This window comes from Gilliamella sp. App4-10 (genome assembly GCF_001690495.1).
Classification (GTDB): domain Bacteria; phylum Pseudomonadota; class Gammaproteobacteria; order Enterobacterales; family Orbaceae; genus Gilliamella; species Gilliamella apicola_G.
Map to the genome: position 1 here is coordinate 21,387 of NZ_LZGS01000046.1, position 16,702 is coordinate 38,088.

Below are 16,702 nucleotides of genomic sequence, written 5' to 3' on the forward strand. Positions count from 1 at the left end.
TTTATAACACTATTTATTGTCATTGATAATGACTGAAATGTTCGCAATGAAACGGTTTTTATCTATTTTTAATTGATTATTTGATTATAGCCGTCAATTACACTTTCAAGTTCCCCATTCAAAAATTCAACTTCTCTTTCCACAGTGTTAGCCTGTAAATTTTTTAAAACTATTTTCATTTGATTAATCAATCTAGGTAAACGATCGACAAAACGGTCATAATACATATCGTTTAAACCTTGTTGTTTAATCAATTTAGTCTTGCCTTTATTCGTCATTAATTCATTGGCTATGGATTCTATTTGTTGAATTTTTTGTTCAAGGGCAGCTTTATCGAGATTTTTAAACTGATTGTTTTCGGTAAAGCTTTTATTGATTAATGTGACAATATCTTCAGATAAATCCATGATTTCAATGCAATTATAGTTAAGTGTTAACCCTTTGTTTTTTATTTCTGATTTTTGAAATGCGTGGATTTCTTTGTATAATTTATCATAAGTCGCTGAAGCAACACTTTTTGCTTCAACATATTGGTTATAAAGCGTGTCAAGATTATTTAACAGTTCAGGTAATTTGGCAAAGTCATCCAATTTGTACTCATTATCTAAATAATATTTAGCTATCTGGTCATAAGCTAATCCTATTTCAATGTATTTATCACTTAATGCTTTGCCTGCGGCATCAAGTTCGGGTAACTCTGGTTTAAATGCTAATAACTCAGTAATCAATTGTTTATATTCATCAAGAACTTCTGGTGTTGGGTGATAACCGATAAATAGTTTCGTTGGATTTTTTTTCACATAATTGACATCAATTTTACCGTTTTTATCACTGACGCTTTTTAAAAATCTCCCGACTTTGTCATCAAGATGATAAAGAGAAGAAGTCATATTGCCTCGTCCTCTTAATTCTTCTGCAGCTTGGGAAACATTAGTATTAAAAACGTCTAGCCATATATTACCTTTACGTGCTTTCAGGGCGAATTGTTGTGAAACATCATCAGTTGTTTTAGACTCAGAAGATTTAACTTCTGAAGCAGCTGAGGGTTGTTGCGTTTTGTTTTCGGTTGGTTTGTCATCACAGCCAATCATCAAAAATCCAGCAATCAATACGGTTAAAAATTTTTTTTTCATTATTTATTTCCTTAATTTTGGCATTATAGATTCATTACGCTAATACTTTATTATCTTTTAACGATTATTTCTAATAAAATATGAAGTTGAAACGATGAATTTCGATCTTTATGCTCAATTATTTTTAATAACTCTGGCATTCTTACTTAAAACGCCGTTTATTTTATAAGGCATCACACTAGCAGGCGTGGATAGTGTGATGGTAAGTTATGATAAACGCTCAGTTACATAGCATTTATTGGAACACCATCTAGATAAAAAGTCTTATTTTATAACCTGTAGGAAAATGCCGAGTTGTTTACACTTCATGATTAAAATAATCCGTTAAAAACTCATAAGGTGTTTTGCTGGAAATCGATTAAAATTTTGTTTTTTCTCTTTTTAATTAAAAATTATTTGCTAATTATGCGACATCGCCATTAAAGTATGTATCTTTTCACCTTGATCATTTATTTGTTAACTGGCAGGTTTTGTGAGTATTTGATTGATACGATGATTATTACACTTTTTAACAAATAGGATATTGCGAAGTGTTAATTAATCACGAAACGGTATAGAATCCTGAATATTTTTTACAAAAATTTAGCTTGCTGTTTTAATTTATCTTCAATCGGCTTTCTTAAGCACACTATAAATGGTTGAATGACTGACCATAAAATGTTTATCCAATCAATGACGGTGATTTTTTTATGATATCGGCGCTATAACGCTTGTCTCAAATACAGCGTTAGGTGTATGTATTACTGACATTTCTGAAATTACTATCAACAACGCGAGGAATTCCGACTCGTTAGATCACATCGGCGGGTTCTTAAATGAAATTAGCACTTGTATTATTTTATAAATGGGAATACATTCGTTGGAGTGCTATTTTTATCATTACCATTTTAAATTTTCAGTCATCTAAGATTAATTTATGAGGGAATGTGATATGCCATATAAAACACGTGAAGATTTACCTGATTCAGTACGCCATGTCTTGCCTGAACATGCGCAAGATATTTTTAAAGAAGCATTCAATAGTGCGATTAAGGAATATCAAAATCCGCATAAGCGGCGTGATAATAGTGATCCCGAAACGATTGCTTTTAAAGTGGCTTGGTCAGCGGTCGAAAAGGTTTACCACAAGGGTGAAGATGGTAAATGGCAACGTAAATAATCATTAGGCATAACAGTTAAATAATAATTCGATAGAAATAATTTATATCATCCTAATTTTTTACTAATAATTACTTTTGTGAGAATAAAATAAATTAGGATTAGATTATTTCTATCACAAGTAAAAACGGATTTATTATATTGGTTTGCTTTTTAATCCTAGTTGGATATAAACTCTGTTTATTTTTTCTCTCAATTACCTTAAACCTATTAGCGAAGTAGAACGTTATTTACAGCAACATATTAATTATCTTGAAATTAACTATAAATTGGGACATTTTATATCATCAGATCGTAAAGTTCTCGCACAGGCGGTGTGATTCTTTGCCGAGTAGAAAGTAAGGAAAAGCAAGTTTAATCATGCAGAAAGTGACATTTTATATTCATTAAATTGCTCAATATTATATTATCGAGTTTGTGCCCTCAAAATATGCCGATGGGCTTGAAGAGTTTATTTAAAATTTTCTTTAACTATTTAAAAATTAAAATTATTTTTTAGATATTTATCGTGTATGTTGATAAAGTTCTAAATATCGAAAAAAATTACTCACTTTACTAACATTAATTCATAACTTTCCTCCAAAATATACTTATATTTTTCCTGATCAATACGGAAAAAGTTGGTTAGTAATTCTATTTTTTTCCTTTTATACTAAATTTGAATTATCAATAAACACAGGTACTTAATTATGAAAAATAAAGGTTTACCAAAAGATTTTTTGTGGGGGGGTGCTGTTGCAGCTCATCAATTAGAAGGGGCTTGGCAAGTTGGTGGTAAAGGAGTGAGTGTCGCTGATGTGATGACGGTGGGCTCACCTAAAAGTTATAGAAAAATTACTGAAGGTGTAATTGAAGGTGAATATTATCCAAATCACGATGCCATTGATTTTTATCATCACTATAAAGATGATATTAAACTGTTTGCCGAAATGGGTTTTAAATGTTTTAGAACCTCTATTGCGTGGACGCGTATTTTTCCAAAAGGAGATGAACTTGCACCGAATGAAGAAGGGTTAAAATTTTATGACGATCTTTTTGATGAATGCTTAAAATATAATATTGAGCCGGTTGTCACACTTTCTCATTTTGAATTGCCTTATTATCTTGTTACTGAGTATGGTGGATTTCGTAATCGTAAATTAATTGATTTTTTTGTGCGTTTTGCCGAAGTCTGTTTTGATCGTTATAAAAATGAAGTTAAATATTGGATGACTTTCAACGAAATCAACAATCAAGCTAACTTTAATGAAGATTTTGCACCATTTACTAATTCAGGGATTTACTATAAAGCGGGCGATAATCGAGAGCAAATCATGTATCAAGCAGCACATTATGAATTAGTTGCCAGTGCTAAAGCGGTGCAAATTGGTCATGCTATTAACCCTGATTTTGAAATAGGTTGTATGCTAGCTATGATACCCATCTACCCAGAGACCAGTAAACCCGGTGATATTTTAATGGCACAAAAGGCGATGGAGCGTAAATACTTTTTTGCTGATGTGCATGTTCATGGCGTGTATCCAAACCACATTAAAAAATATTGGCAACGTAAAGATTTTCAACTTGATATCACCAATCAAGATCTTGAGATCTTGAAAAATGGCAGCGTTGATTACATTGGCTTTAGCTATTACATGTCCAATGCAATTAGGAAAAAGGAAGATAATGAAAGCTATGAATATAACGAAAAAACCGATCTAATTGGTAATCAATATGTCAAGGTATCTGATTGGGGATGGCAAATTGATCCCGAGGGCTTACGTTATACGTTAAATTGGTTGACTGATATGTATAGGCTTCCACTATTTATTGTAGAAAACGGTTTTGGTGCTTATGACAAAGTAGAAGTCGATGGTTCGGTGCAAGATTTGTATCGTATTGAATATTTACGTGATCACATAAAACAAATGAAGCTAGCTGTTGAAGAAGATGGTGTCGATTTGATGGGATATACCCCTTGGGGATGTATTGATCTTGTTTCAGCAGGTACAGGCGAAATGGAAAAACGTTATGGATTTATCTATGTTGATAAAGACAATAAAGGCAACGGCACACTAAAACGTAGTCGCAAAGCCTCATTTGCATGGTTTAAAAAAGTCATTGAGTCTAATGGTGAAGTCTTATAAAGCATAATTACTTATAGGAGAATCTATGAAAAAAGCATTAATAATTTGTGCCGCAGGCATGTCATCATCATTAATGGCTAAAAAAGTGACCGAATATTTTGCTAGCAAAGATAAAGTGATTTCGGTTGATGCAGTATCAGCAACTGAAGGGGCAAATATGATTAAAAGTGGTGATTTTTCACTCTTTTTGATTAGTCCGCAAACGATGATGATGTTTGATAAATTGAAAAGTTTGGGCGATGAAGAGAGTAAACCTGTCGTGAGTATTCCTTTTCAGGCCTATATACCCATTCAATCGGGCATCGAACAATTAGCCAAGTTAATTGAAGATAATATCCAATAATGTTAATGAAATTTTGTTTTAGAGATAAGTTTTGGCGTTTGCCAAATGGCATCGCCTTATTATCTTGCAGGATATGTGGCGTGACGATCTAACTAGTAAAAGCCGTCACTATATTATTAACAATATGGTTTTAGTTGGCACAGGAATGGATAATTGTGATTAAAAATAAACAACGTGACCTTATTAGTTTATTAGTTAGTTCTAAAAATCTATTCAAAAGTAGTGCGTGGTTAGCAACTGAGCTATCATTATCAGATCGCACAGTTCGCACTTACCTTAATGATTTGAAACCATTGATTGAAAGTCATGGTGGATGTATTGTTAGTAAACAAGGTTATGGCTACCAACTGCAAATTAAAAACAGAACCGCTTTCAACTTATTTTTAATTGAACATCATCTATTAGATCGCAATGAAGAACAAGCGAATTGTCGAGAAGCATGTCAAAGAAAACACCATATTCTTAATTTGTTATTGTTAGAATGTCAAAAAATTGATCTAGAGGTATTATCAGAGCGATTATTTATTAGTTCTTCCCAACTCAATAAAGATATTTTAGAAATTAAACACCAACTCAAACCGTATGGCCTTACTGTTAAAAAAAGCCAATCCTTATTTTATGTTGAAGGCGAGGAAAAAGCAAAACGACATTTCATTTTGAGTTATTTTTTCCATGAAGGATCGATTAATCTTTTGCAGCATCTAACTTATTTAAACAAGTTTAGTGATGTCATTAGTTTTGATTCGTTAACCATTATTATTTTAGATGAATGTCGTGAGGCAAAAATAAAATTATCCGATGTGATGATGCAAAATATTGTGTTACATCTGTCATTAAGCATTAAACGCTTACAGTCAGGGCTTTCTATTCAAAATCTTGATATGTCACAATCGACCAAAAATACTTTGGAATATCAAGTCGCTAAAAAAATTATCAATAGAATTGAAAAGGTGACAGGTTTTTGTTTTCCAAAAGAAGAACAATTGTATTTAACTTTACATTTAATGAGTAAATCAAATTTTTGTCAAAATGATTTTGATGCTGAATTGTACTCATCTTTGACTAATTTACTCATCAAAATAGAACATGAGGCAGGATATTTATTCTTAAATGATGAGCAATTGAAAAACGGCATTATCCAGCACTTAAAACCGATGATGGTTCGCTTAAAGCAACATATTAAACTGAAAAATCCATTGCTTAATGAAATTAAAGCCAATTCTCCAAAATTGTTTGAGTTAGTTAAAAATTACCTTAACCAGCTTCCTGAGCTTAAAAAATTTACTATTCATGACGATGAATGGGGCTATTTGACTTTGCATTTTTTAGCTTCGATTGAAAAACAGAAAAATGAACAAAAAGCCAAGGTATTAATTATTTGTGCAACAGGTCTTGGAAGTGCTCAGCTACTAAAAAATCGCGTTGAATGTGAATTTAATGAAAGAATCAAAATTGTTGCCACGCAAGGCTATTATGAAATTGAGCCAAAGATATTAGACAAGATTGATTTTATTATCTCGTCAGTGGATCTCTCATCAAAAGTATTTAAAGTCCCGGTTTTTCATGTATCAGTATTTTTTACCGAAGATGATGTACAAAAAATTCGCCGTCATCTTTTGTCACCTAATATGCTTATTTCGGCAAATAAAGAACAAACAATAACGTCAAGCTGTTTAGATCATGTTATTGATGCTTTGCAAATGGTAGATGATTTATCCGCTGATTATTTTTACCGATGTGAACAGCCACAAAGTAAAGAACAAGTTTTAAATTGTTTACTTGATCTTTTAGCGCTAAATGAAACTAGCGATTATAAACAACAGATGATAAGACAAATGGAAAACCGTATGCGATTAGGTGATATTTTCTTTAGCCAAACTATTGTGGTGCCACATCCAGCAATGCCAGTAGGAAAATTGCCTAAAATTGGCATTGCAATAATTCCTGATGGCGTATTTTGGGATGATAATTACCCACAAGTCCACTTTATCTTTCTGATTTCACCGTCTATTTATCAAAATCCAACTCTAGCGATGATGACAAAAGCGATTGTTAACTTGATTGACGATTTAAAAATGCAAGCAAAACTATTGAAAACACATAATTTTGACCAATTTAAACAACTTTTTATCCAACTTATTGAAAAAGGGGTATAGCAATGAATAAAGAAATGAACTCTGAGGATATTCAACTTATCGCTTTTAATATTATTTTATATAGTGGTAATGCTAAAACTAAAATTCACGATGCTTTTAAAGCGATGAGACAAGCCGATTTTATTACCGCCAATCAATTGCTTGAAGAAGCAAATAAAGAGATTTTACAAGCACACCATTCACAAACACAATTACTGCAAAATTATGCAAATGGCACCAAAATCACGATGGAAATTATTATGGTGCATGCACAAGATCATTTAATGACAACCATGAGCTTTCGAGAAATGGCGATTGAAATGTTACATCTATATGAAAAATATCATGAGCTAGAAATAACATTAAAGGGCTAAATAAGGAGTCGCATAATGACAGAAAAGCTAACCATGCATAAAAAAATCAGCCTAACCAATCTCTATTTTAATCGATTTTTAGCGATTCGTTATACCGTCGCATTTTTTTTATTTTTAAATCTTTATTGGGCAACTTTTTTAATGGGGTCATTGTCGATGGTAGCGATTTTACCGTTTGCTCTTTTTGTTTTAGGCATACTCACCACATGGGAACAAATTAAACTTTATCGAAATCACTGCAATAAATTGCCTTATGCACGGTTATTTTATCGTGCCTTAGCGATAGTATTTGTGACACTAATGATTACGCTCTATACCCCTTTGTATCACTTTTTCTTTCCCTTTTTAAAACAGACACCAGTTGCTTTACATGTATTAATGGTGTTACTGACAGTAAGCCTAATCATTATCACTTTAATGCTTAGCAAGTTAAATAAAATTCAACATAATCAGGATTTGCATTTCAAAAGAATCCAAGCTTACGAGGAATTTATTAATTAGATGAGGAAAACAAAATGAATACGGGATTTGTTATTTTACAGAAATATCTGATGACGCCCATGGCGAAAATATCACAATTCAAAATTGTTCGAGCTGTAATGGCGGCGGGAATGGCGTCAGTACCTTTTTCTATTGTTGGCTCCATGTTTTTAGTATTCAACACGTTACCAATGACATTTACGGGATTAGAAGGCTTTTTTGAAAATACTTTTTTTAGAGTGAGTGATCTTTATATGATTGCTAACACGGCAACAATCGGTATTTTAGCGCTCTATTTTAACTTTGTGGTTGGTTATGAACTGACTAAAATCGAAGCGGAAGAAACTGGTCTTAAAGTTAACGCTCTTAATGGTGCAATGTTGTCGGTGTTTGCTTTTTTCATGACGCTGCCTGAACTAATTATGCAAAATGGTATTATTACCTTACTCAATGATCAAAGTAATTTAGTTTTTAATGGGTTACGTTTAAAACCATTTATCTTTCGGTTAGGTACGTCGGGTATATTTATTGCAATAGTCATGGCTATTGTGGCGACTCATCTCTATTTTTTATGTGTTAGACGAAATTGGGTTGTGAAAATGCCTGAAACAGTTCCATTAGGTGTTTCGCGATCTTTTACTGCATTGATTCCAACCTTTGTGATTGCTTTTTCCGTGATCGTTCTTAATGGTATTTTGATTTATTTTGGCACTGATATTTTCAATATTATTGCCGTGCCATTTGCCTTTGTGACCAATCTCACCAAAAGTTGGTTGGGTATTATGGTTATCCTATTTTTAATTCATGCATTATGGGTGGTTGGGATTCATGGTGCGAGTATTATTGGCGCATTTATTACCCCTATTATGTTAACTAATATGACTGAAAATACGGCGGGAGCACATATTCCTTTTGCTGGTGAATTTAATAATTCACTCGTGATTTTAGGGGGATCAGGTTCTACCTTATTAATGACATTCTTTATTGCGTTTTTTGCAAAGTCTAGCCAACTAAAAATCTTAGGACGAGCGTCTGCAGTGCCAGCAATATTTAATATCAACGAACCGGTTATTTTTGGTATGCCAATTGTATACAATCCTTATTTAGCACTGCCTTTTTTCTTAGCACCTATGGCTTGCGGAACATTAGGTTATTTGGCTATTAATACGGGTTTTATTCATCCAATCATCGCATTAATTCCTTGGCCATCACCAATGGGATTAGGGGCATTTATTAGTACTGGCGGTGATTACAAAGCGGCTATAGTTGCGATACTTTCGGCTATTTTAGCTTTGCTAATTTATATTCCTTTTGTCAAATTATATGACAATAAATTGTATAGAGATGAGCAGGTAAGTCAGTAAGCTAAATTTAAACAGCTTAATTTATCATGATTTATATAAGAGCGTATACACTTTAATTTAAGTTGATTACGCTCTTTTTATTTAAACTGAATGTTAGGAACAAGCAAGCATTAAGCCTAAGAGTGTTGATTTAAATCGATTAATATTTGATCGATATTTGAATTTTCTATGTTATATTGATAATTCCATTTAGCTAATCGTTACATATTTTATTAATGTGTTTCATGCGTGTTGTTGTTAAGTGGTGGAGTTAAATAATAGTGTTATTAGGAGATGCCATATGTTCTATCTTAAACGTAAATTGATAAAGTATTATTGCCTTATTGTATTTTTAGTGGTAGGTCAACCAGCCTTTGCTGTAGAAAATTTAACGCAAAAATTAGAGGCTGGAGCAGTGGCTTCACCTGATTATTATGGTGCAATCGCTGCACAAGAAATGTTAAAAAAAGGCGGAAATGCGGCTGATGCTGCTGTGGCTACCGCTTTTGCTCTTGCTGTTACCTATCCCGAAGCGGGTAATATTGGTGGTGGGGGCTTTATGACCCTTTGGATGGATGGTCAGCCTTATTTTATTGATTATCGAGAAATTGCCCCTAATAAAGCTGATAGAGATATGTATCTTGATGAACATAAAAATGTGATCCCTAATTTGAGTTTATATTCTTACAAAGCATCGGGCGTGCCAGGAACAGTTGCCGGTATGTGGGCAGTACATCAACGTTTTGGTAAATTATCTTGGAAAGAGGTGATGGCACCGGCTATTCGATTTGCCAATGAAGGGTTTACTGTAGATAAACAGTTAGTTAAACGTTATCAAGAAGTAGCCGAGCTTGCACCTGCTAATGGTCACTTTAAGCAATACTTTGGTGCTATGCAAGCAGGAAAAATATTTAAACAGCCCGAACTTGGCAAAGTATTAGCGCGTATAGCAAACCAAGGTAGTGATGGATTTTATAAAGGTGAAACCGCTAAATTAATCGCACAACAGATGGAAAAAAATGATGGTTTAATTACTGAAAATGATTTAGCTAATTATCAGGCTAAATGGCGAGATCCTTTAGTTGCTAAATGGCAAGATATGCAAATTGTTACCGCCCCTCCGCCAAGTTCAGGTGGCGTAGGTTTAATTCAACTCTTATTAATGAAACAAGCTCTTGCAAATGAGTTCAAAGATGTGAAAGTGAATTCAGCACAGTATGTTCACTTATTAGCAGAAATAGAAAAACGTGTTTTTGCTGATCGGGCTGAATATATGGGGGATCCTGATTTTATCAGGGTACCTGTTACTCAGTTAATTGATGCTAATTATTTGATGCAAAGAGCTAAGCAAGTTAATCCAAAAGCCATTTCGATTACTGAACAAGTTAAACCTGGTTTAGACAATAATCGCGAAAAATTACAGACAACGCATTTTTCTATTGTGGATAAATGGGGCAATGCGGCATCTAATACATATACGCTCAATGGCTGGTTTGGTTCGGCGGTTGTAATAGAAGGCACTGGTATTATACTCAATAATGAAATGGATGATTTTAGCAGTAAACCAGGTGTTGCTAATCAGTTTGGTGTTGTGAGCAAAGATGCTAATGCAATCGAGCCAAATAAACGCCCTTTATCTTCTATGACGCCAAGTATATTTATTAAAAATAATGATGTTGCAATGGTTATTGGTACGCCGGGCGGTTCAAGGATTTTTACTTCTATCTTTCAAGTAGTAACGAATGTCTTTGATAACCATATGTCATTACAAGCAGCAATAGATGCTCCGCGTTATCATCATCAATTATTACCAACTAATCTTATCTTTATTGAGCGTTTTCAAAATAAAGTACCAGAAGATTTAAAAGATCAACTCAAACAGATGGGGTATCAGTTTAAGCAGCAAGATTTTAGCGGTGATATTCAAGCCATAAAAATCACTGACAATAAACCCGAAGCGGTGTCAGATATCCGGGGTAGAGGTAAATCAATTATTATTAACTAGTTGATTTTTTTAATAGTATATAGTGATGTACAATAACTCAATGATTTTATCTGGCCTGTTATTGTACCGAAAAGAGATAATAAAAAACCCGTTTTTATTAACGGGTTTTTTATTTGTATTGAGTGATAATTATTCAGAAATAATTTCAACAATAAGTTTGGCAAATGCTTCGCTGTGTACTTGGAAGAACACTTCGTGTTCGCCAGTAGTACGCAGTACACCATTTGGCAGGCGAACTTCACTTTTTGATACTTGAATACCGCGTGCTTTAACTGCATCTGCGATATCACGAGTACCGATTGAACCAAATAATTTGCCTTCATCACCAGCTTTAGAAGTGATAGTGACTTTACCAAGTGCATTAATTTCAGCAACGCGTTGTTCAGCGGCTTTTAATGTCTCAGCAAGTTTTGCTTCTAATTCAGCACGACGAGCTTCAAAAAATTCGATATTCTTTTTAGTCGCTGCTACTGCTTTACCTTGTGGAATCAAAAAGTTACGCGCATAACCCGCTTTAACATTAACTTGATCACCTAAGCTGCCTAAATTAGCAACTTTATCGAGTAGAATAATTTGCATTATATGTTCCCTCTGTTGCTAATTACTGATGGTTATCAGTGTATGGTAATAATGCCAAGTAACGAGCGCGTTTGATAGCGCGAGCTAATTGACGTTGATATTTTGCACTTGTACCAGTAATACGACTTGGTACAATTTTACCACTTTCTGTGATATAGCTTTTTAATAAAGAAACATCTTTATAATCAATTTCTTTAACGCCTTCTGCAGTAAAACGGCAGAATTTGCGACGACGGAAATAACGTGCCATTTGGCTATTCTCCTAATAGTTTAACTTGGTCAGCGTGTAAAACAAGTTGACTTGTTTTGTTACGTTTAGTGTGGGTGCTTATAAATCCACTAACTGAAACTTTGCTGCCTTTTTTTATGTAACTTAACTCGTGATGTCCACTAGCAATCACTGGCATGATGCACCATGCTTGCCTTGTGAGTTCTGCTTCAATTTGCTCAGACACATGTTCTAGATAAAATTGACAGTGTGAGATCCCACTTGGACTGATTTTTCGTATCGGAGTTTTTTTAACAATACCCGATAACATTAAACGATTATTCGTTAGAATCATCGTCCATATTTGCTTCGTTAAAATCTTCTTCAGAACCACGACGTTCATCTTTAGCTTTTAACATAGGCGAAGTTTCAGTTACAGCGTGTTTGGTGCGCATAATTAAACTGCGAATTACTGCATCATTGAAACGGAAGTTATCTTCAAGTTCGTTAACAGCTTCTTGAGTTGCTTCAACATTCATCAACACATAATGTGCTTTGTGCAGTTTTTCGATAGGATAGGCTAATTGACGACGACCCCAATCTTCTAAACGATGGATTTTACCACCATCAGTGGTTAACGTACCAGTATAACGTTCAATCATACCCGGTACTTGTTCACTTTGATCTGGGTGAACCATAAATACTATTTCGTAATGACGCATTATCGCTCCCTACGGATTAATCAGCTTTCTGTCGGGGCAACCGCAACCCATTGAAAGCAAGGAACATGAAAATAGGCGGTTGAAATCGACGAGGCATTATATATCAACTTATTATATTTGACAAACGAATATACCAAGATTATTTGAGGGTTTGTATTACGTTTTTATAAAGAAAACTTCTTGTATTTATATTGGTTTTTAACAGAGGATATGGTTTGATCTTACATCTAAAATGGAAAGCAAAAAATTTATTAAAAATCAAATTGATATCTGACGAATTTCAATATTGATTAACTATTTTACAAACTATCAAAAACATTTAAATAATAAATAAAATTAACTCGTTTCTAGAAGAATTTTTATATAAAAATGTATTTTAAAATGTAACGATTTCTATACATTTTTGCTATTAAAATATGTTATGCTTGTACATACATGTCAATTTTACGCATAGAAGTTTGTATAAAAGGAGAAGTTTGATGGCTCAGGAAACTATTTTTAGCAAAATTATTCGAAGAGAAATCCCTGCTGATATCGTTTTTCAGGATGACAAAGTTACGGCATTTCGTGATATTTCTCCTCAAGCGCCGACACATATTTTAATTATTCCTAACAAACTTATTCCAACTGTTAATGATATTAAAGAAGAAGATGAAGTCATTCTTGGGCATATGATGGTTGTTGCTGCCAAAATTGCAGCACAAGAAGGTATTGATGAAAGTGGTTATCGTTTAATCATGAATTGTAATAAAGATGCTGGGCAAGAAGTTTTTCATCTACATATGCACCTATTAGGTGGTAAAAATTTAGGTCGATTAATAGGTTAAATATTATATGAAACAGATAAAACGTCTATTTGTTATTAGTGCAATGACTTGTGTATTAGCAGGTTGTCATCTTATTAGTCATTCCCCAAAAGTTGAAGTAAAACCGTCCGTTGATGTCACTGAACCTGATGATACAGAGGTGATTGAAACGCCGCCTCAGATCGTTAAACAAACTGATTGGAACACAATATTATCACCATTTGTAAATAAAATATTACACGTGTCACTTTCAAATAATGACAATAAAATTATTTTAATTAGTGACATTCAAAATCGTAGTGGTGATTATCTTGTAACAAATCAAATTGATGACGTATTACATCAATTAATGAATAAACAAAATATGTTTACAGTTGTCAATAGGCAGTCAACAAACCAAGCTAAACAAGCGTTAGGTATTTCGGCTGATGATAAGTTTGTGTCACGTGGTAAGATGATAGGGTTAGCTAAATCAATCAATGCTGGATATGTGCTATTTACAACTATATATAAAGTACCAACTGAGAGTAATGATGCTAATCTTTCAGTCGAATTGCTATCAACACAAAGCGGAGAAATCTTAACAAGAGTGACATCGAAAGACTTCTCTTCACAACAAAATACTAATAAAGATAACGTTTCAGAGGCACATGAATAAATGGGACCATTATTGATTGATGTCGAAGGTACTTCATTAACCAATGAAGATAAAGTGCTTTTGAAAAATCCATTGATTGCAGGGGTGATTTTATTTAGTCGTAATTATCAAGATCAAGCTCAATTAATGGCATTGATAAAACAGATTCGAGCGGCTTCTTCACAGCGTTTATTAATTTCGGTCGATCATGAAGGTGGACGTGTTCAGCGGTTTAGAGAGGGATTTACGGCGATTCCTCCTGCGCAATCGTTTGCAGCCCTTAATAATCTTGAGCAAGCTAAGTCATTAGCCTTTGATGCCGGCTGGGTACTTGCTATGGAACTCATTGCCTTTGATATCGATCTTAGCTATGCACCTGTTTTAGATTTAGGTCATGACTGCTTAGCTATTGGTACACGTTCGTTTCATCAAGATACCAATATCGCTTATCAAGTTGCTTCCGCTATGATTGATGGTATGCATGTAGCAGGTATGAAAACAACGGGTAAACATTTTCCGGGACATGGTCATGTGATTGCTGACTCGCATAAAGAAACGCCCATTGATGATCGTAAAAAATCGTTGATTGAACATGATATGCAAATATTTGCTAAGCTTATTGCTGATAAAAAACTCGATGCGATTATGCCTGCTCATGTTATCTATCCTGCTTTTAATAATAAACCGGCTAGTGGTTCATCGTATTGGCTTAAAACAGTACTTCGCGAGCAATTGCATTTTGATGGTGTCATCTTTTCTGATGATTTATCAATGGAAGGTGCTTCAATAATGGGCAATTATGCCGAGCGAGCACAAGCGGCATTATCCGCAGGCTGTGATCTGCTTTTGGCTTGTAACAATAGACAAGGGACGTTAGCTATTTTAGACCAATTGACTGCATTAGATAGGGTTCATCCTGTAACATCAGATAAAGCAAAACGTTTACTAACCAATACAAAAATGACTTATTCAGAATTAACGAAAAGTTCTGAGTGGCAACATCGACGAGATAATTTAGTAAAACTTAGTGAAAAGTGGGCAAATTATGCAAGTAGCAATCATTGAAATTGATAATAACCAACATCTGGTTGCGTATAATCATGTCGCTAAGGCATTATTGCCTAATCATGCTTTAGTATTAAATCAACCTTTTGATTATCAAAAGATCTTCAATCTTGATAATATAATCAATATAGATGAACAAGATGATACGATCATAGTTTTAAACTCTCAGCATGTTTTATTGCAAAGAGTAATGGGATCGTCTAAAACCCTATTTATTTTACAATCAATTGATTATCTAAAAAAACGATTATCAAAAATCAAAGTAGTGGGTGGGCATGCTTTTGATATTTTTGCCACCGAAAGTTTGGTTATGCAAAAACTCATTGCTCAAGCTAAAGCCTTTTCTATACAACGCGAACCATTATTAATATCTGGAGAAACTGGCACAGGTAAAGATTTACTGGCTAATGCTTGCCATCAATATAGTCCACGCGGTGATCAAACCTTTCTAGCATTAAACTGTGCAGCCATGCCTGATGATGTGGTCGAAAGTGAATTATATGGCCATGCAGCAGGCGCCTATCCTGGTGCTATTGAGAATAAAAAAGGCTTTTTTGAGCAAGCTAATGGTGGTTCTGTATTGCTTGATGGTATTGATGAAATGTCTTTTCAAATGCAAACCAAATTACTTCGTTTTATTAATGATGGTTATTTTCGCCGTGTGGGCGATGATAATGAAGTCTATGTTGATGTAAGAATTATTTGTGCAACAAAGGTCGATTTAGCCGAGTTGGTCGAACAAGGTAAATTTAGAAAAGATCTTTACTACAGACTGAATGTGTTGTCGCTTAATTTACCTTCTTTACAAGAGCGTAAAGATGATATTGCGCTACTTACTCATATTTTTGTCAATGAATTTGCCAATAAACAAGGCATCACTCCACCAAGGATTGATCATAATGTGATTGATTATTTGATAGGTTATTCATGGCCTGGGAATGTAAGACAACTAAAAAATATCCTCTATTCAGCATTAGCGCAATTAACCTCGCCGATATTAACTGTCAAAGATATTGTGTTACCAACTTCAGCCACATCGCAATTATCATGGGTTAGCAATATTGAAAATAAAACCCTTGATGAAATGACTAAACAATTTGAGAAAGAAATCTTATTAAAATTATATGACCAATATCCAAGTTCAAGAAAACTCGCCAAAAGGCTAGGCGTATCACACACGGCGATTGCGAATAAGCTGAGGGATTATAGGATAGGACGGTAATAAATTAGATTAAAAAAGTTCGAATCTAATTAATAAATTTGAATATTATTTGTGGAAGGCTTGATTTACTCTTAAAATGTAGGAAACCCCATTGTTGTTTATTGTAATTTGCGTAACTACTATGGTTATAGTGAATGAATATATTTAAAAAAACAAAATTAACTGCCTATATTGTGAAACAATATTAAAAATTACTTCACAAAGAAAAAATACACATTGTAGACTATGTATATTATAACGTATTAAGTTAGATTACGGCTTATTTGCGTCTTATTCACAAGGCAAGGTGTTACAAAGCAATGTATTGTTACAATTTCTTCTACCATTAGAAGTACTTATTCTGATACTTGATGTGAATATTAATGT

General features: G+C 33.8%; 17 protein-coding genes. 12 read left to right on the plus strand and 5 right to left on the minus strand.

Annotated features, from left to right (window positions below):
* Positions 1 to 68: 68 nt before the first annotated feature.
* Positions 69 to 1,133, minus strand: a complete 1,065-nt coding sequence (locus A9G23_RS09545; RefSeq protein ID WP_065587387.1) for a DUF3829 domain-containing protein — start codon at positions 1,131 to 1,133, stop codon at positions 69 to 71.
* A gap of 931 nt (positions 1,134 to 2,064) precedes the next feature.
* Between A9G23_RS09545 and A9G23_RS09550 the strand changes: the two genes are divergently transcribed.
* From A9G23_RS09550 to ggt, 8 genes are all read left to right on the plus strand, one after another.
* Positions 2,065 to 2,292, plus strand: coding sequence for a ChaB family protein (locus A9G23_RS09550; protein ID WP_065587388.1), 228 nt, complete (start codon positions 2,065 to 2,067; stop codon positions 2,290 to 2,292).
* A gap of 688 nt (positions 2,293 to 2,980) precedes the next feature.
* Positions 2,981 to 4,417 carry a 6-phospho-beta-glucosidase gene (locus A9G23_RS09555; RefSeq protein WP_065587389.1) on the plus strand — a complete coding sequence of 479 codons (1,437 nt, stop codon included), beginning with the start codon at positions 2,981 to 2,983 and terminating at the stop codon, positions 4,415 to 4,417.
* A gap of 25 nt (positions 4,418 to 4,442) precedes the next feature.
* Positions 4,443 to 4,760 (plus strand): PTS cellobiose transporter subunit IIB, encoded by a 318-nt coding sequence (locus A9G23_RS09560; protein WP_065587390.1) that lies wholly within the window; start codon positions 4,443 to 4,445, stop codon positions 4,758 to 4,760.
* A 155-nt stretch (positions 4,761 to 4,915) separates the two neighbouring features.
* A complete protein-coding gene (locus tag A9G23_RS09565) occupies positions 4,916 to 6,916 on the plus strand; it encodes a BglG family transcription antiterminator (protein WP_065587391.1) in 2,001 nt (666 codons plus the stop codon).
* A gap of 14 nt (positions 6,917 to 6,930) precedes the next feature.
* Positions 6,931 to 7,269 (plus strand): PTS cellobiose transporter subunit IIA, encoded by a 339-nt coding sequence (locus A9G23_RS09570; RefSeq protein ID WP_065587489.1) that lies wholly within the window; start codon positions 6,931 to 6,933, stop codon positions 7,267 to 7,269.
* A 15-nt stretch (positions 7,270 to 7,284) separates the two neighbouring features.
* Entirely contained in the window at positions 7,285 to 7,770 is a 486-nt protein-coding gene (locus A9G23_RS09575; RefSeq protein ID WP_065587392.1) for a hypothetical protein, read from the plus strand.
* 14 nt (positions 7,771 to 7,784) lie between these two features.
* Entirely contained in the window at positions 7,785 to 9,113 is a 1,329-nt protein-coding gene (gene celB, locus A9G23_RS09580; RefSeq protein ID WP_065587393.1) for a PTS cellobiose transporter subunit IIC, read from the plus strand.
* 280 nt (positions 9,114 to 9,393) lie between these two features.
* Complete coding sequence (ggt, locus tag A9G23_RS09585; RefSeq protein ID WP_081297027.1) at positions 9,394 to 11,097, plus strand: gamma-glutamyltransferase; 1,704 nt, start codon at positions 9,394 to 9,396, stop codon at positions 11,095 to 11,097.
* Positions 11,098 to 11,226: 129 nt separating this feature from the next.
* Here ggt and rplI read toward each other — a convergent pair whose 3' ends face one another.
* The 4 genes from rplI to rpsF are packed head-to-tail and all read right to left on the minus strand — an operon-like array spanning position 11,227 to position 12,606.
* Entirely contained in the window at positions 11,227 to 11,676 is a 450-nt protein-coding gene (gene rplI, locus A9G23_RS09590) for a 50S ribosomal protein L9 (RefSeq protein ID WP_065587394.1), read from the minus strand.
* Between the two features lie 22 nt (positions 11,677 to 11,698).
* Positions 11,699 to 11,926, minus strand: a complete 228-nt coding sequence (gene rpsR / locus A9G23_RS09595) for a 30S ribosomal protein S18 (RefSeq protein ID WP_025314965.1) — start codon at positions 11,924 to 11,926, stop codon at positions 11,699 to 11,701.
* 4 nt (positions 11,927 to 11,930) lie between these two features.
* Entirely contained in the window at positions 11,931 to 12,236 is a 306-nt protein-coding gene (gene priB, locus A9G23_RS09600; protein ID WP_442899732.1) for a primosomal replication protein N, read from the minus strand.
* Positions 12,223 to 12,606: a 30S ribosomal protein S6 gene (gene rpsF, locus A9G23_RS09605; RefSeq protein ID WP_065587396.1), complete on the minus strand. Its 384-nt coding sequence runs from the start codon at positions 12,604 to 12,606 to the stop codon at positions 12,223 to 12,225. The genes priB and rpsF overlap by 14 nt, the downstream gene beginning before the upstream one ends.
* A 479-nt stretch (positions 12,607 to 13,085) precedes the next feature.
* Here rpsF and A9G23_RS09610 point away from each other — a divergent pair, with 479 nt between their 5' ends.
* Genes A9G23_RS09610 through A9G23_RS09625 form a run of 4 tightly spaced genes read left to right on the plus strand, consistent with a single transcriptional unit; the run spans position 13,086 to position 16,336 of the window.
* Positions 13,086 to 13,433, plus strand: coding sequence for an HIT domain-containing protein (locus tag A9G23_RS09610; RefSeq protein ID WP_065587397.1), 348 nt, complete (start codon positions 13,086 to 13,088; stop codon positions 13,431 to 13,433).
* Positions 13,434 to 13,440: 7 nt separating this feature from the next.
* Entirely contained in the window at positions 13,441 to 14,070 is a 630-nt protein-coding gene (locus A9G23_RS09615) for a hypothetical protein (protein WP_065587398.1), read from the plus strand.
* On the plus strand, positions 14,071 to 15,114 hold the full coding sequence (nagZ, locus tag A9G23_RS09620; protein WP_065587399.1) for a beta-N-acetylhexosaminidase: 1,044 nt from the start codon (positions 14,071 to 14,073) through the stop codon (positions 15,112 to 15,114). It abuts the gene before it with no gap.
* The gene (locus tag A9G23_RS09625) at positions 15,095 to 16,336 is read left to right on the plus strand and encodes a sigma 54-interacting transcriptional regulator (protein WP_065587400.1); all 1,242 of its coding nucleotides are present in this window, start codon (positions 15,095 to 15,097) and stop codon (positions 16,334 to 16,336) included. Before nagZ ends, A9G23_RS09625 begins: the two co-directional genes overlap by 20 nt.
* Positions 16,337 to 16,702 lie beyond the last annotated feature (366 nt).

Excerpts from the sequence above, each read along its gene's own strand:
- A9G23_RS09545 (WP_065587387.1), bottom strand. The coding sequence starts at position 1,133 with ATGAAAAAAAAATTTTTAACCGTATTGATTGCTGGATTTTTGATGATT.
- A9G23_RS09550 (WP_065587388.1), top strand. The coding sequence starts at position 2,065 with ATGCCATATAAAACACGTGAAGATTTACCTGATTCAGTACGCCATGTC.
- A9G23_RS09555 (WP_065587389.1), top strand. The coding sequence starts at position 2,981 with ATGAAAAATAAAGGTTTACCAAAAGATTTTTTGTGGGGGGGTGCTGTT.
- A9G23_RS09560 (WP_065587390.1), top strand. The coding sequence starts at position 4,443 with ATGAAAAAAGCATTAATAATTTGTGCCGCAGGCATGTCATCATCATTA.
- A9G23_RS09570 (WP_065587489.1), top strand. The coding sequence starts at position 6,931 with ATGAACTCTGAGGATATTCAACTTATCGCTTTTAATATTATTTTATAT.
- A9G23_RS09575 (WP_065587392.1), top strand. The coding sequence starts at position 7,285 with ATGACAGAAAAGCTAACCATGCATAAAAAAATCAGCCTAACCAATCTC.
- celB (WP_065587393.1), top strand. The coding sequence starts at position 7,785 with ATGAATACGGGATTTGTTATTTTACAGAAATATCTGATGACGCCCATG.
- ggt (WP_081297027.1), top strand. The coding sequence starts at position 9,394 with ATGTTCTATCTTAAACGTAAATTGATAAAGTATTATTGCCTTATTGTA.
- rplI (WP_065587394.1), bottom strand. The coding sequence starts at position 11,676 with ATGCAAATTATTCTACTCGATAAAGTTGCTAATTTAGGCAGCTTAGGT.
- rpsR (WP_025314965.1), bottom strand. The coding sequence starts at position 11,926 with ATGGCACGTTATTTCCGTCGTCGCAAATTCTGCCGTTTTACTGCAGAA.
- rpsF (WP_065587396.1), bottom strand. The coding sequence starts at position 12,606 with ATGCGTCATTACGAAATAGTATTTATGGTTCACCCAGATCAAAGTGAA.
- A9G23_RS09610 (WP_065587397.1), top strand. The coding sequence starts at position 13,086 with ATGGCTCAGGAAACTATTTTTAGCAAAATTATTCGAAGAGAAATCCCT.
- A9G23_RS09615 (WP_065587398.1), top strand. The coding sequence starts at position 13,441 with ATGAAACAGATAAAACGTCTATTTGTTATTAGTGCAATGACTTGTGTA.
- nagZ (WP_065587399.1), top strand. The coding sequence starts at position 14,071 with ATGGGACCATTATTGATTGATGTCGAAGGTACTTCATTAACCAATGAA.
- A9G23_RS09625 (WP_065587400.1), top strand. The coding sequence starts at position 15,095 with ATGCAAGTAGCAATCATTGAAATTGATAATAACCAACATCTGGTTGCG.